Source organism: Streptomyces sp. NPDC048496 (genome assembly GCF_043200055.1).
In the GTDB taxonomy this organism is placed as follows: Bacteria; Actinomycetota; Actinomycetes; order Streptomycetales; family Streptomycetaceae; genus Streptomyces.
The window spans coordinates 59,799-73,398 of record NZ_JBICXB010000035.1 but is presented as its reverse complement, the minus strand read 5'-3'; the positions used below and the strand labels follow the sequence as shown (position 1 = coordinate 73,398).

General features: G+C 65.8%; 12 protein-coding genes and 1 pseudogene. 8 read left to right on the top strand and 5 right to left on the bottom strand.

The genetic code is table 11. The features are described from left to right. The first annotated feature begins 256 nt into the window (after positions 1-256). Entirely contained in the window at positions 257-940 is a 684-nt protein-coding gene (locus ACGFSA_RS26070; RefSeq protein ID WP_393308124.1) for a class I SAM-dependent methyltransferase, read from the top strand. 34 nt (positions 941-974) lie between these two features. On the opposite strand, the gene ACGFSA_RS26065 is transcribed toward ACGFSA_RS26070, so the two are convergent. From ACGFSA_RS26065 to ACGFSA_RS26055, 3 genes are all read right to left on the bottom strand, one after another. After that, positions 975-1,427 carry a hypothetical protein gene (locus ACGFSA_RS26065; RefSeq protein WP_393308122.1) on the bottom strand — a complete coding sequence of 151 codons (453 nt, stop codon included), beginning with the start codon at positions 1,425-1,427 and terminating at the stop codon, positions 975-977. Positions 1,428-1,527: 100 nt separating this feature from the next. Then, complete coding sequence (locus ACGFSA_RS26060) at positions 1,528-1,899, bottom strand: fic family toxin-antitoxin system, toxin component (protein ID WP_393308120.1); 372 nt, start codon at positions 1,897-1,899, stop codon at positions 1,528-1,530. Then, a complete protein-coding gene (locus ACGFSA_RS26055) occupies positions 1,896-2,123 on the bottom strand; it encodes an antitoxin (protein ID WP_393308118.1) in 228 nt (75 codons plus the stop codon). The genes ACGFSA_RS26060 and ACGFSA_RS26055 overlap by 4 nt, the downstream gene beginning before the upstream one ends. 121 nt (positions 2,124-2,244) lie before the next feature. Here ACGFSA_RS26055 and ACGFSA_RS26050 point away from each other — a divergent pair, with 121 nt between their 5' ends. The 5 genes from ACGFSA_RS26050 to ACGFSA_RS26030 all read left to right on the top strand — a co-directional run bounded on the left by ACGFSA_RS26050 (position 2,245) and on the right by ACGFSA_RS26030 (position 7,373). Next, on the top strand, positions 2,245-3,126 hold the full coding sequence (locus ACGFSA_RS26050) for an LLM class F420-dependent oxidoreductase (protein ID WP_393308116.1): 882 nt from the start codon (positions 2,245-2,247) through the stop codon (positions 3,124-3,126). Between the two features lie 54 nt (positions 3,127-3,180). Then, positions 3,181-3,606, top strand: coding sequence for a GNAT family N-acetyltransferase (locus ACGFSA_RS26045; protein WP_393308114.1), 426 nt, complete (start codon positions 3,181-3,183; stop codon positions 3,604-3,606). Between the two features lie 196 nt (positions 3,607-3,802). Beyond that, entirely contained in the window at positions 3,803-5,140 is a 1,338-nt protein-coding gene (locus ACGFSA_RS26040) for a hemolysin family protein (RefSeq protein WP_393308112.1), read from the top strand. Continuing rightward, the gene (locus tag ACGFSA_RS26035) at positions 5,137-6,156 is read left to right on the top strand and encodes a hemolysin family protein (RefSeq protein WP_393308110.1); all 1,020 of its coding nucleotides are present in this window, start codon (positions 5,137-5,139) and stop codon (positions 6,154-6,156) included. Before ACGFSA_RS26040 ends, ACGFSA_RS26035 begins: the two co-directional genes overlap by 4 nt. A 374-nt stretch (positions 6,157-6,530) precedes the next feature. Continuing rightward, positions 6,531-7,373, top strand: a complete 843-nt coding sequence (locus tag ACGFSA_RS26030; protein ID WP_393308108.1) for an SGNH/GDSL hydrolase family protein — start codon at positions 6,531-6,533, stop codon at positions 7,371-7,373. Between the two features lie 52 nt (positions 7,374-7,425). Here ACGFSA_RS26030 and ACGFSA_RS26025 read toward each other — a convergent pair whose 3' ends face one another. Next, entirely contained in the window at positions 7,426-7,578 is a 153-nt protein-coding gene (locus ACGFSA_RS26025) for a hypothetical protein (protein WP_393308106.1), read from the bottom strand. 206 nt (positions 7,579-7,784) lie between these two features. On the opposite strand from ACGFSA_RS26025, the gene purB reads away from it, so the two are divergent. Together purB and ACGFSA_RS26015 are read left to right on the top strand one after the other, a co-directional pair. After that, positions 7,785-9,227 carry an adenylosuccinate lyase gene (gene purB, locus ACGFSA_RS26020; protein ID WP_393308104.1) on the top strand — a complete coding sequence of 481 codons (1,443 nt, stop codon included), beginning with the start codon at positions 7,785-7,787 and terminating at the stop codon, positions 9,225-9,227. Between the two features lie 19 nt (positions 9,228-9,246). Continuing rightward, a pseudogene (locus tag ACGFSA_RS26015) lies at positions 9,247-9,405 on the top strand (uracil-DNA glycosylase family protein); the annotation flags it as partial. A 198-nt stretch (positions 9,406-9,603) separates the two neighbouring features. Here the strand turns inward: ACGFSA_RS26015 and ACGFSA_RS26010 are convergent. Then, the gene (locus ACGFSA_RS26010; protein WP_393308102.1) at positions 9,604-13,584 is read right to left on the bottom strand and encodes a helix-turn-helix domain-containing protein; all 3,981 of its coding nucleotides are present in this window, start codon (positions 13,582-13,584) and stop codon (positions 9,604-9,606) included. Positions 13,585-13,600: the final 16 nt, after the last annotated feature.

Sequence of the window (13,600 nt, the reverse complement as noted above, 5' to 3'; positions counted from 1 at the left end):
GCATCGCAAGGCGGAGGATCGTCCTCGTACTGGACGTACGTGGGCGACTGACGACAACGCAGCGAGGTGCCGTGCCAGGCGTTCCGGGCCCACGACGACCGGCAGGACAGGACCTAGCGGCTGAGTGGCCCAAGACGGGGCAGAATCGAAGTAGCCGTACTTTGCCGGCCGGGATTCTCACGTCGGGCAGCTCCGGTCGGGCGGCCCCGCCCGACCGAGCCGTCCGGTGCAGCCGGTCCTGTCGAGGAGGTCCGTCATGCATCTGCGGAGCACGAAGATCCCGAAGGACGCGGTGCACCACCCGGTCTTCGCCCGGCTCTACGCCCGCATGAGTGTGGCGGCGGAGACCAGGGCCGGGATGGCGGCCATTCGCTCGGAACTGCTCGCCGGCCTGTCCGGACGCATCATCGAGATCGGTGTGGGAAACGGCCTGAACTTCGCCCACTATCCGCCCGCCGTCTCCGAAGTGGTGGCGATCGAACCCGAGCGCAGCCTGCGACAGTTGGCGGTACGGGCCGCGCTCCGTGCCGGTATTCCGGTGGATGTCGTGCCGGGTGCCGCGGAGGCACTGCCGGTGAAGAGCGAGGCGTTCGACGGGGCCGTCGCGTCACTGGTGCTGTGCACCGTACGGCATGTCGAGCGGTCACTCGCGGAGATCGAGCGGGTGCTGCGTCCCGGCGGGGAGCTGCGCTTCTTCGAGCATGTGCGGGCCGATGACCGCGCCATGGCGACGGTGCAGCGGGCACTGGACCGCACGGTGTGGCCGCTGCTGGGCGGCGGGTGTCATACGGCGCGGGACACGCTCACCGCGATCGAGGAGGCCGGGTTCGTGGTGGAGACGTACCGCAAGGTGAAGATGCCGGACTGGGGGATCCGGCTCCCCACCTCAGCATGCGTGCTGGGTGTGGCCCGCCGGACGACCGTGGTGGACGCCTCCTGAGACGTGCGGGCCTGTGCTTCGGATCAGGCCCTAGCTAGTCGTCCTGCTCCAGCCGGTCCGCGAACGCCCGCAGCGCGTCGGCGAGGTCCTTCTTCGTGGGCAGCTCGTCGATCTTCTTGTCGAGCTCGTCGATCCGCTTCTCCAGGTCGTCGAGGCTCGCCGGCTCGCTGGGTACAGGGCTGTTGGTGGGATCCGGACCGACCGTGGGGTTCGGGGCTCCGGTCGGGCTCGGCGCATCGCTCGGGCTGGGGTCGACACCGCCGCCCGAACCGCTCACGCTGCCGCCATCGGAGCATCCGCCGTCTGTGCTGCCGCCGACGGCGTCGCCGCTGACACCGCCCGTGCCGGGTTCGGGCTCGGTCGTCACGGTGGGGACAGGGGTCGGACCGGCCGAGCCCTCGTCCGGCGCGGCGACGGCGATCGCTCCGCCGATTCCGAGCACCAGGGCCGCCGCCGCGCCCACGACCGCCATCCGTCTCGCACGCATGTTCCTTATGTGTGTCATGCACCGGATGTGTGTCATGCGCCGGATGTTAACGATGGTTCACGACGGAAGGTGGCATTCCAGGAACCTCACACAAAAGGATTCACAGACTCCACTGACGCAGTTCGTCGGCGATGGCCCGGACGTCGGCCTTGCCCTCCTTGACCAGCCGGGCCAGGTCGCGCACCTGCTCGGGCGAGGTGATGACCTTCAGCCCGGAGGCGACGAGGTAGCCGTACGCGACGGCCGAGCCGAACAGCGCGTTGGAGTGTTCGAGCGCGGGGACATGGAGGAGCAACTGCAGGAGCGCGGCAGCCCTGGAGTGCGGATCGCTGTAGACGGGGCTGCCGAAGATCTCCGCCTCATGACGGGCGACCGCGGCAACGAGCGCACCCCAGTCGACGACCTGTGGGTCACCGGGCGTCTTGTGCTCGGCGACCATGAGCAGCCAGGAAAGGTCGATCCTGAGGTTCAACGGTTACCTTTGCGCTCCGGGCCGAACTCCTCGGCGAACACCGACTCGTACTGCTTCATGAAGTCGGCAGCGGCTTCGACAAAGGTGTGTCCGGCTTCGCCCGCATCCTGTTTGACGAGCTCCTCTATGTAGCGGTTCACGCTCATCCCCCTCTGCAGCGCGCGCTGCCGCGCGGCCTCGGCGGTGGCCTCGTCCACTCGTACGTTCAGCTGAGTCTTGGGCACACCACCAAGCTAGCGCGGGATTGCTAGCACCGGCAAGGGGAGCGATTCGGCGTACGGATGCGACTCACCCTTGGCAGAGTAGGTGGACCGTCCATCGAATGTCCCGGCGCAAGGAGAGTTCATGGCAAGGCCGTTTCGATTCGGAGTAAACATGCTGACGCCGACCGGTGGGCACGAGTGGCGCGCCCGATGCCGCCGTGCGGAGGAACTCGGCTACGACGTCATCCTGGTCCCCGACCATCTGGGCATGCCGGCCCCTTTCCCCGCGCTGGTGGCCGCAGCGGAGGCCACGGAACGGCCCCGTGTCGGCACCTTCGTACTGAATGCCGCCTTCTGGAATCCGGCGCTGCTGGCCCGCGAGGCGGCCGGTACGGATGCGCTGACCGAGGGACGCCTGGAACTGGGGATCGGGACCGGATACGTCCGCGAGGAGCACGACCGGGCGGGCATCGAGTTCCTCTCCCCCGGCGGACGGGTGGATCATCTGCGGCATACGGTCGAGGAGTTGGACCGCCTGCTGCGCGACGACACCCAGCTGCCGAGGTCCGCGCAGAAGCCCCGGCCGCCGTTGCTGATCGGCGGGAACGGGGACCGGGTCCTGCGGCTGGCGGCACAGTTTGCTGAGATCGTCGCGTTCACCGGGGCCGTCGGCGACCGGAACGGCACGCTCACGCCCCTCACCGCCGAGCAGCTCGACGGGCGCGTCGCCGCCTACCGGCGATTCGCCGCAGAACGGGAGAGCCCAGCCGAACTGAACCTGCTGATCCAGCGGGTCCGTGCCACCCGCGACCGTCGCGCGGCCGTGCGCGAAGTGCTGCCGAAGACACCTCACCTCGACGAGGACCAGGTGCTGGCCCTGCCACTGGTCACGGTGGGCACGGTCCGGCAGATGGCCGAACAACTCAGAGAACAGCGGGAGCGCTACGGCTTCTCCTACCTGACTGTGCTGGAGCCGAACATGGAGGCGTTCGCCCCGGTCCTCCAGGAACTCGCGGGGAGCTGACCGCATGGCGGAATTCATTCGACGGTGCGGCGGGCCCGGTGATGGGGTACGGACATGAATGATCTCGCAATCCGCGCGGCGGCACCGGGCGACCTCAACGCCGTCCTCGCCTTCTGGAAAGTCGCGGCGGAAGGCGCCAGCATCAGCGACGACCGGGACGGCATCGAACGGCTGGTCGCCCGCGACCCCGGAGCCCTCATCCTCGCGGAACGTTCCGGCGAGCTGGCCGGAACCGTGATCGCAGGCTTCGACGGCTGGCGGTGCCACCTCTATCGGCTCGCGGTCCATCCGGACCAGCGGCGGCAGGGCGTCGGCCGGGCGCTGCTGACGGCGGCGGAGGAACGATTCGTACAGCTGGGCGGACGGCGTGGCGATGCAATGGTGCTGAACCGCAACGAGCTCGCGCACCACGCCTGGCACGCGGCAGGGTATGCGCCCGAGCCGCAGTGGAGCCGTTGGGTGAAGCACCTCAAGGACTGAGACCGGGGGCTGGGACCCTCGCGGAGATCACCCACGCACGGCGCAACTTTGCCCGTCCTTTACCATGGATGTTCATAGCACCGCCCCCTTCCGAAAGGTGTGAGCGTCCGCCCATGGGCGAGCCTCCCAGTAGCCGACATCGCCGACACCAGGCGAGCCTCCTGCCCCTGCCCGATCATGGGACGGAGGTGAACCGATGACCGAAGTGCTTCTGCTGCTCGTGGCGGTCCTGCTCTCGCTCGCCTGTGGTGCCTTCGTCGCCGCCGAGTTCTCTCTGACCACGGTCGAGCGCGGCCAGCTCGAGCGGGCCGTGGAGCGGGGTGAACGGGGCGCGGCGAGCGCCATGAAGGCGGTGCGCAGTCTCACCTTCCAGCTCTCCGGCGCACAGCTCGGCATCACCGTCACCAATCTGGTCGTCGGCATGCTCTCCGAACCGTCGATCGCGAAGCTGATCCGCGGTCCGGTGGAGGCTACCGGCCTGTCCCCGAGCGTCTCGTCCTCGCTGGCGCTGGTACTCGGAACGGCACTGTCCACGGTCTTCCTGATGGTCGTCGGCGAACTCGTCCCGAAGAACTGGGCGATCTCCTCGCCGCTCGCCGTGACGAAGGCCGTGGCCACCCCCCAGCGCGCCTTCACCGCGATCTTCCGGCCCTTCATCAGCCACCTCAACAACACGGCCAACCGGATCGTGCGCCGCTTCGGTCTCGAACCGGCCGAGGAACTGGCCTCCGCCCGCAGCCCGCAGGAGCTGGTGGCGCTCGCCCGCCACTCGGCCAAGGCGGGCGCGCTGGAGGCGGACACCGCGGAGCTGTTCGTCCGCACCCTCAATCTGGCCGAACTGACCGCGGAGAACGTGATGACCCCGCGGGTGCAGGTCACCGCGCTGGAGATGCAAGCGACCGCGGAGGACGTCGCCAATGCCACCCGGGCGACCGGACTGTCCCGCTTTCCGGTCTACCGAGGCAGCCTCGACACCGTCGTCGGTGTCGCGCACATCAAGGACGTCCTGGCGATCCCGGCCGAGGAGAGGCACCGCAAACGCGTGTCGGAGATTTTGCGCGAGCCCCTGCTCGTACCGGAGAGCCTCACGGTGGACCGGCTGCTCGACAGGTTGTCCAGCAAGTTCCCGATGGCCGTCGTCATTGACGAGTACGGCGGCACGGCCGGTGTCGTGACGCTGGAGGACATCGTCGAGGAGGTCGTCGGCGAGGTGCGCGACGAACACGACCCGCACGAGACGCCGGACCTCGCACCGGCCGGCGAGGACGCCGACGGGCGCACCCTGTGGTCGGCCGACGGCGCCGCCCGCATGGACCAGTTGCGGACGATCGGACTGCGGGTGCCGGACGGACCGTACGAGACGCTCGCCGGACTGATCGCCACGGAAGTCGGCCGGATCCCTGTCGTCGGTGACTCCATCGAGCTGGCCCGCTGGCGGCTCGACGTCGTGGACGCCTCCGGGCGCCGCGCCGCACGGGCGCTGCTGCACGCACCGCTGCCCGGCTCCGACGACGAGACGGAGGACGGACGATGACCGCCGTCCAGCTCTTCATCGGTCTGTTGACCCTGGTCGTCAACGCATTCTTCGTCGGCGCGGAGTTCGCACTGATCTCCGTGCGCCGCAGCCAGATCGAGCCCCAGGCGGAGGCCGGGAACCGGCGTGCGCGAAGCGTCATCTGGGGGCTGGAACATGTGTCGGCGCTCCTCGCGGCGGCACAGCTCGGCATCACGCTCTGCACGCTGGTCCTCGGTATCGTCGCCGAACCGGCCATCGCGCATCTGCTGGAGCCGGTCTTCGACGTGGTGGGTGTGCCGCACGGCCTGGTCCATCCGATCTCGTTCGTGATCGCACTGTCCTTGGCGACGTATCTGCACATGCTGCTCGGCGAGATGGTCCCGAAGAACGTCGCCCTGGCCGAGCCGGTACGGACCGTGCTGCTGCTCGGTCCGCCGCTGGTCACCCTCGCCAGGGCGCTGCGCCCGGTGATCTTCACGGTCAACGCCTTCGCCAACACCCTGCTGAAGCTGCTGCGGGTGGAGACGAAGGACGAGGTGTCCTCAACGTTCTCCGACGACGAGCTGGCCCGGCTGGTGCAGGACGCCGGTGACGCCGGCCTGGTCGACGACCGCGCCGCCGAGCGGCTGCACCACGCCCTGGAGCTGGGCCGTCGCCCGGTACGGGATGTCGTGCTGCCGGTCGAGCAGGTGGTCCACGCCAGGGTCGGGACGGCGCCCGAGGAGCTGGAACGGCTCTCGGCCGAGACCGGATTCTCACGCTTCCCGGTGATGGACAGCGAGCAGCGGATCCTGGGGTACCTCCATGTGAAAGACGCCCTGGACGCCGCGCCGCGTGATGTGCCGTTCCCGGTCACAGCGATGCGGCCGATCGCCCGGGTGCGGGCGGCGACACCCCTCGACGACGTACTGACCGCGATGCGCCGGAGCCGTACGCATCTGGCGGCAGTGCTCGACGAGGACGACAGGCTCGTCGGCATGGTCACGATGGAGGATGTGCTGCGCGAGCTGGTCGGACGGCCGCAGGCACGCTGACTGACGGACCGGGGGTACGCGGCGGGGGTACGCGACAGCGCTCACGGGCGTGGCCCCGCGACGGGGGGCGCGAGCGGCGAGGCCACGTGGCGGGGGCGCGCCACGTGGCCGGCCGGGAGGCCGGGCAGGCTGACGAACCGCGGCGGTCTCCACCGCACTCTGATCATTCGCCCTGGCCGCAGGGCTCCTCACGCTCACTCCCGGCCTGTTGCCGACCGGGCTGCACATCGCGCTCGGACTCGTCCGGTCGGCCCTGCTGATCACCTTCGCACAGGTCCTGTGCGGCCGGCCCTCAGCGCCTGCCCCCGCCACCGGGCGCGGGGGCGGCGCCGCCCGGAAGGGGCCGGACCCCACCGCGATACGATCGCCTGGCCATGGAAATGAATGCCTGCTACACCAGCCTTGTCGCGGTCGGCGACTCATTCACCGAGGGCATGTCGGACCTGTTGCCCGACGGCTCGTACCGCGGCTGGGCCGATGTCCTCGCGGGCCGGCTCGCCGCCGGCACCCCCGGGTTCCGGTACGCGAATCTCGCCGTGCGCGGGAAGCTGATCCGCCAGATCGTGGCCGAGCAGGTCGATGCGGCCGCCGCCATGCAGGCGGACGTCGTCACGCTGGTCGGCGGTCTCAACGACACTCTGCGGCCCAAGTGCGACATGGGCATGGTGCGCGGTCAGCTGGAAGAAGCCGTGGAACGCCTCGCGCCGTCGTGCAAGAAGCTCGTGCTGATGCGCAGCCCCGGCCGCAACGGACCGGTCATGGAGCGCTTCCGCCCCCGCATGGAGGAGCTGTTCTCCCTGGTCGACGAGTTGGCGGACCGCCACGGTGCGCTGGTCGTCGATCTGTACGGGGCGCCGGCACTCGGCGATCCCCGGCTGTGGGACGTCGACCGGCTGCATCTGACGGCCGAGGGACACCGCAGGGTTGCCGAGGCGGTCTGGCAGACGCTCGGACTGCCGCCGGAGCACGACTGGCGGACGCCGCTCCCCACCGCGGTGGCCCCGCGGTGGGCGATACGGCGCGTCGACGACCTCCGCTTCGCGCGGCAGCATCTGGCGCCGTGGATAGGGCGGCGTCTGACCGGCCGGTCGTCCGGGGACGGACGGACCGGCGCCCAGTTCAGCGCCGAGCTGGGGAAGGCATTCTGGGTCACCCCTGAGGACGTCCTCGCCCCGGGCCCGGTAGCGACGTGGCGCCGTGTGGACGGCGCCGGCTAGGGCCGTGACCGGCAATGTTTGCCGGTCACGGCCCTGGTTCGGATCGGGGCGGCTACTCGTCACGGCGGCTGTGGCTCTGGAACCAGTGGGCGTGGAAGTCGGCGGGGATGGAGAAGGGGTGCTTCGGGTCGGCGAGCATACGGAAGAGGAACTTCGTGGCCGAGCTCTCGAACCGGTCACCCGCCTCGGGGCCGGCACCCGTCACATAGACGGGTGGGTCCGGCTCCCTTGATCAGAAGGGTTTTGTCTCAAGGCCCCGGCGATGCTGGAATCACCGGCCCGGGGCCGTTTCGTCTCACCCGTGTCTCACACGCTGTGTGTGAGACGGTGGTCCAGGAGCCTCTGACCTGGACCTTATGGACTTGGTGGCCGCTCACGAACCACTGAAGACGACAGGTAAACTCTGGACACGTGACTGCTGTGTCTGCGAAGCCTCGTATCCCCAATGTCCTGGCCGGCCGCTATGCCTCCACGGAGCTGGCCGTCCTCTGGTCCCCCGAGCAGAAGGTGAAGCTGGAGCGCCAGCTCTGGCTGGCGGTGCTGCGCGCTCAGAAGGACCTCGGGATCGAGGTACCCGACGCCGCCCTGGCCGATTACGAGCGTGTCCTGGACCAGGTCGACCTCGCCTCCATCGCGGAACGCGAGAAGGTTACCCGGCACGACGTCAAGGCACGGATCGAAGAGTTCAACGCTCTCGCCGGGCACGAGCAGGTCCACAAGGGCATGACCTCCCGGGACCTCACCGAGAACGTCGAGCAGCTGCAGATCCGGCTCTCGCTGGAGCTCATGCGCGACCGCACCGTGGCCGTCCTGGCCCGGCTCGGCAGGCTTGCGGGCGAATACGGCGAGCTGGTCATCGCCGGCCGCTCCCACAATGTCGCCGCCCAGGCGACCACGCTCGGCAAGCGTTTCGCGACCGCGGCGGACGAGCTGCTGGTGGCGTACGGCCGGCTGGAGGACCTGCTGGGCCGCTACCCGCTGCGGGGCATCAAGGGCCCCGTCGGCACGGCGCAGGACATGCTCGACCTGCTGGGCGGTGACGCCGCCAAGCTCGCCGACCTGGAGCAGCGCATCGCGGTCCACCTCGGCTTCGGACAGGCGTTCACCTCGGTCGGCCAGGTCTACCCCCGCTCGCTCGACTACGACGTCGTGACCGCACTGGTGCAGCTGGCCGCCGCGCCCTCGTCGGTCGCGAAGACGATCCGGCTGATGGCCGGGCACGAGCTGGTGACCGAGGGATTCAAGCCGGGTCAGGTCGGCTCGTCCGCGATGCCGCACAAGATGAACACCCGGTCCTGCGAACGCGTCAACGGACTGATGGTGATCCTGCGCGGCTACGCCTCGATGACGGGCGAACTGGCGGGCGACCAGTGGAACGAGGGCGACGTGTCCTGTTCCGTGGTCCGCCGGGTGGCGCTGCCGGACGCGTTCTTCGCGTTCGACGGCCTGCTGGAAACCTTCCTTACGGTGCTCGACGAGTTCGGGGCGTTCCCGGCGGTCGTGGCCCGCGAACTGGACCGGTACCTGCCGTTCCTCGCCACGACCAAGGTACTGATGGGCGCGGTGCGCGCCGGTGTCGGCCGCGAGGTCGCCCACGAGGCCATCAAGGAGAACGCGGTCGCCGCCGCTCTGGCCATGCGCGAGCAGGGCACGGAGCGCAACGAGCTGCTCGACAAGCTCGCCGCCGACGGCCGCATCCCGCTGGACCGGGAGCAGCTGGACGCGCTGATGGCCGACAAGCTCTCCTTCACGGGAGCGGCCGGCGACCAGGTCACCGCGCTCGTCGCCCGAATCGAGGAGATCACCAAGCAGCACCCCGAGGCTGCGGGATACACGCCGGGCTCGATCCTCTGACAGTCGGAACCGTCGCCGGATGACACCCGAAGAGCTCCAGGCCGCCCGCGACCGCATCGTTCCCGATGTGGTCGCGGGCGGCTTGCGCGTGCTGTTCTGCGGAATCAACCCGAGCCTGATGACGGGCGCCACCGGCCACCATTTCGCCCGCCCCGGCAACCGCTTCTGGCCGGTGCTCCTTCTCTGCACTTCACCCTCACGGGTGAGTTGCAGTACGTAGCTAATCAAGACGCGGCGACCTCCAGGGCCCTGGAGGGGCGACACGAGCCTGGGGCGTAGGCATCGTGGGGATGCCAGGCTGCCACGTCGGTCCAAGGCCCAGTCGCATCGCCACCACTCCTGGTGTCACCGACGTGCGCGTGACTGCGCTCAGCAGCTACGACCAAAAGTCCTCTCTGATCTCAGCCATGTGATCTTCCTGGCGAGCTCGCTGATCCCAGCTTTCCGAAATCCTGCGGAGCAATCGTTGTGTGCGAGGCCAGCGGACTCCGACACTTTGGGCGAACTTTTGGTATTTGTCCGCGAGGACTCTTTCTTGCTCTCCACCGGCGTCAAGCGATCGCCAAGTCGTACCCCTGCTATTCATCACCGCAATTGCAAAGCCACTTTCAATATCCTGACTTCGAACAGTGTCAATGATCTGCCGCACTTGCAGGGGAGGCCACTCGGCCTCCGAACCGGAAGCATGGAACAGCATTTCACCAATGAAGCCATCTCCGTATCGGAGCAGCTTCTTCTCCAGGAGCAGGCGCCGCGCCTCCTTGACCCAATTAACTAGCACAGGCCCCTCCCCGACTCCATCAAAAGGAGGAGTGACCTTCCATGACTTGAGCAAAGAGTATGCCTGCTTAGCCTTGTTCTTCTTTTCTTCTGTTACTTCAACCTCGGCGTTCTCACTGCCTTGAGGGGGGAAGATCAAAGCAATCAAATCGACGAAGAACGAAGGGTTCTGAGACAGCTCCTCATGCAAGATCAAGGATGGCGACTCCAGACCATCCGATAGAATCGGCAGGAATTTCCACTCGACTTGCGCTAGAAGCCCTCGAATAATCCCCGGCGCCCTACGAGCATGGGCCAGGAGTTCTTTCACTTCGTGAACCAAAGAGGAAATTGATTCCGAAGTTTGATCCTTGAAAGATGCCTGATGTAGGGCATAAAGCATCTTGTCAACGTCGAAATCATCCCCCTTCCCCATGGCAATCCAAAAGAGAGGGATCGTCCTTTCAAATAGATCCATCTCCAGGCACCTATCAACGGCCTCCCTGCGGTCCGACTCGGACTCTACCTGGTAGAGGTTAAACCGACTCCAGTACGCAATCTCTACTTCGCCTTCGCACTGTCCAGCGAGAGCGAAGGTGGCATTACCGGGAGGCAGGGCGAGCAAAAATCGAACTACCCGCTCTTGAGGCCATTCCGCAAACTTCTCGGAAAACTTCGCAACCCACGACCAACCCTCTACAGAAAACCGAGAGATGGCATAGCCAAATGCAACCTTACTTTCAGCGTCCTTGAGCGACTCCAGCGCGCCAAGGATTTCCTCATCAAACTCATGCGAGATGGCTCCGAATGCAATTCCAAGCCGTTCCGGTGCCTTGCACTTAGAAGCCAGGCTCCAGACGCCTTCTAGTCCGAGATCGACTACTACACTCCGCGCTGCTTCCTCTTGTTTTTCCTGCACCGCAGTGAAGTAGTTGGCGTCAGAGACGCTAAGTCCTGGAAGCTCCGGATGGTAGGAAAAGATCGAGGCAAACTCTTCTGTCGGATCCGCATTATTGAATCGATCAAGTTCATGCTCGACTCGGGACACCTTTCCTTCAGGTAGCGCCCAACTCGCGGATGCATACTTTCGGTGCTGCCGAACCATTTCCCGAAGCTGGCGAATAATTGCATCCAAGCTGTCGGGGTCGAGCGAGGAGGGCTCCACACCGCTGAGACCTCCGAGTACTGCATCGAACTGCTCATCAGGAAGTTGCGGCAATGCCTTGATTAGGGCAATCCACCCCGACGGATAAGTATGGACGTCCTCCAGGAGGCGGCCCACGAGTTCACGACAGTGTCGAATAACTTCCGAGCCGGTCAGACCCGCCGGCTCGTCGTCTGGCTGCCATTCCCTCCATTTTGGACTATAGGTATTTTCCGCAAAGACATGCGGAGACGGTAGAAGCGCCACCATGAGGTCCCAGGCCGCACGAGGCGCGGCCGCTCGAATGGCGTCCAACACCAAATACCGCTCATCGAAACCGGCCGCCGTTTGGGGATGCCAGGGAAGGAAGATCTGCTGCAGGCTACGAGCAGGTCGGTTACTCCACCGCCCTCCAGGCTCTCGCTCTGCAAGGAGCGCCAGAATAATGGCGGACGATCCCAGGTGGTCTGGCGCCCAGGCCAATGCTTCAAGACTCCAGAGCAGGCCAGTGTGTTTGGGGTGTCCGAAGAACGTCTTTTCAACCTCGGGGTCGAAAACGGCTAGAAGGCCCCCTTGGTCAAGGGCACGGTCAGCCATTTCTAGATACATATCGGGGGACGCTTCAGCCAGCAATGGGAGGGCATAGTCGAGAGAGGGCCATAGACGCTCAGATTCATCCGAATTTGCGCGGTCCAGTACCTCCCTAACAATGGAGTCGACAAAGCTCTGTCCGGTCACACCGTTGGGAAAGGTGAAATCCCCGGTACTGGCGGCAATCAGTGCCAGGCTATCTACCACATTGACCATCAGGTTGCTTGTCCAGGGCAGCGATTTACCGTATAGCCCTGCGGCCCAGCGCTTATCAACCTCCAGAGAAAGGGCAGGGTCTGGAGTCGTCAGCATATTCACCGCAAGTTTACGGAAGTTTGCCAATGTGCTGGCAGTGGCGTAACGCGCCACAAGTTCCCATGAATCCCGTTTCGATACACAGAACCACTGCGCGCCCTCTCGGCGCACTGGCATGTCACTTTGCCCCGACCAGTGGACACAAGCAGCGCTAACCTCAGCGTATGACTTGGAGCTGATTTCAGTCAAAAATTGCTCATCGCCAGGAGACCCGTCCTGCCATGCTCCGGCAAGGATGAGAGGAACGATCTCGGTAGCATTCTCGGGAGCCGCCCAGGCGGGGACACTGCTTGCGTTAGCTGAAACCCGCCTTCTGAACATGAGCAAACTGCGACGTGCGATTCCCGCGAGTTCGTGAGCCTCTGATTCAGATACGCCCACGCTGACGAGGGCTTCCGCCGCCGCCTGGCGCTTGATCCGTGAAAGTGGGATACACGAGCCGGCAGTCGGTGCGTTCAGATCAACAGGAATAGCAACTTGATGACCGATGTCTGACGCTTCAACTGCTGGAGGCTGACCGAATGTTGGGATCAGCAGCAAACACGTATCTGACGAAACTCGTGCGATCACCTCGTCCCACGCCTCAGGTGAGTCGACCACCAGAGTGCGCTGGGTTACCAACTCCTGCAAGTCTTCCGGAAGCGACAGGATAGTGGCCGCGATAAAGGCAAAGGATTCTTCAGCAGACTCAGCTTGGATGGTGATTACCGATGGCTCACTCTGCAACCAGGCGACGAGCGCTTCGGCCGCCGCCTCGCGGCCAGCCGTTACGAGAGCAGGAGGAACCGGTGGCAGAGTAGCGAGGGACCACCGATTCCACGCCGTGTGCAGATCACTTGCGCCGTCCGGATCACGGCCCAGCATTTTGGTTACTCGGGCGTGGACCGCAGGATTGCTGTCAAGCCATGCCTCCAACGTGTCAGCGTCGTAGGCCCGGACGTCTTTCCAGATTTTTTCTGCGCGTTTGGTTGCAACCCAGTTATCCCTCCCAGGCCAGCGCCTCGGAGATACGAAGATGAACGTGGTCTCCGACGGCACCACGCCCTGCGGATCTTTTTTCCGAGCAGCATAGTCGCTGTCCGCTTTATCAGTTACGTCCTCGTTGATGCCCATTTCCCAGACCGATTTCCCAGCCGGAACCCAGGGGTTTCCGTGGACGGTATCCGCCTGTCCGTCCCATCCGGGCATGCCGATTCCTTCACCCGAACGAAAGTCGACCGACAGCAACTCGGCAGTTGAACCGATGACAAGGGTTCGGATCAGTCCGGGCAGCTCGTCACGCGCCACGAGACGCTCAGCCCACCCCTCCAACTCCAGAGCGTCCACCAGCCAGCCGCGCGTACCCCGGAACCTCGTAGGTGCCGGCGTTTGAGGGGTCGGCTGCTGCTCCAGGGCGGCTCGTACCTCGTCGATGTTGAATCGGCGATGCCCGCCCGGAGTCGTATCGAAAGGGATCCGCCCGTCGCGGGCGTACCGCTGCACCGTCGCCGGACGCAGGCCGAGGGCAGCCGCTACTGCGGAGGAGGTAGCCGTGCGGGCTGAAGTCATGAAAACACGCTAGCGC

What these genes read in the sequence shown, in the direction of transcription:
- ACGFSA_RS26070 (WP_393308124.1), top strand. Translation starts at nt 257, where the DNA reads ATGCATCTGCGGAGCACGAAGATCCCGAAGGACGCGGTGCACCACCCG.
- ACGFSA_RS26065 (WP_393308122.1), bottom strand. Translation starts at nt 1,427, where the DNA reads ATGCGTGCGAGACGGATGGCGGTCGTGGGCGCGGCGGCGGCCCTGGTG.
- ACGFSA_RS26050 (WP_393308116.1), top strand. Translation starts at nt 2,245, where the DNA reads ATGGCAAGGCCGTTTCGATTCGGAGTAAACATGCTGACGCCGACCGGT.
- ACGFSA_RS26045 (WP_393308114.1), top strand. Translation starts at nt 3,181, where the DNA reads ATGAATGATCTCGCAATCCGCGCGGCGGCACCGGGCGACCTCAACGCC.
- ACGFSA_RS26040 (WP_393308112.1), top strand. Translation starts at nt 3,803, where the DNA reads ATGACCGAAGTGCTTCTGCTGCTCGTGGCGGTCCTGCTCTCGCTCGCC.
- ACGFSA_RS26035 (WP_393308110.1), top strand. Translation starts at nt 5,137, where the DNA reads ATGACCGCCGTCCAGCTCTTCATCGGTCTGTTGACCCTGGTCGTCAAC.
- ACGFSA_RS26030 (WP_393308108.1), top strand. Translation starts at nt 6,531, where the DNA reads ATGGAAATGAATGCCTGCTACACCAGCCTTGTCGCGGTCGGCGACTCA.
- ACGFSA_RS26010 (WP_393308102.1), bottom strand. Translation starts at nt 13,584, where the DNA reads ATGACTTCAGCCCGCACGGCTACCTCCTCCGCAGTAGCGGCTGCCCTC.